Source organism: Aerococcus sp. L_32 (genome assembly GCF_050689315.1).
On sequence record NZ_JBOEQF010001137.1, the window covers coordinates 1 to 593 of the forward strand.

General features: G+C 38.6%; 1 pseudogene. It reads right to left on the bottom strand.

Going from position 1 to position 593, the window contains the following annotated elements:
• A pseudogene (locus ACRCJ0_RS18595) lies at positions 1-572 on the bottom strand (M24 family metallopeptidase); the annotation flags it as partial.
• Between the last annotated feature and the right edge of the window lie 21 nt (positions 573-593).

Below are 593 nucleotides of genomic sequence, written 5' to 3' on the forward strand. Positions count from 1 at the left end.
CCTGCCTCTAACTCGCTTTGACCAATATTTAGCTGGTTCATTGCTTCAAGAACAGCATCAGAAGCAAGCGAAGCACCATATTCATAACGAGCGATTTCCTCTGCATTGTTTGTTACACGAGCACCTTCTTTTGGATGCATGTATAGTTGGGTTGCATTCACTACCTTGTCAGAACCGAAAACTTCATGTACACCATCCACAATAAATGCTGGTACTGAATGGTGGTTGTGGAAGTTATTCATATCATTAGACAAAAGCTTCCAGTCTACTAATCCAATTCGTTTAGAATCATCTACTTTAATATCTTTTAAATAGTCAGCGAAAGTTTTAGTGAAATCCATAGGTTGGTTTGGTAAAGAGAAGAATGGACAAAGAACGCCTTCGCTTTGTGTACGTGCCATACTGGTCTTATTGTAGTTCTCATTACCTAAAATCAGTGTCGACGTCCCGTCTTGGTTGATTACCTGGATAGCTTCTTCAAATCGTGGAATAAAACCAGTTAAATATTCAAAGTTACTACCGTGTTCTTTGTCTGCGTAAATCATCAATGATGAGAAGTCATATTTTCGCATTAACTGAAGGACTTTGTCCTT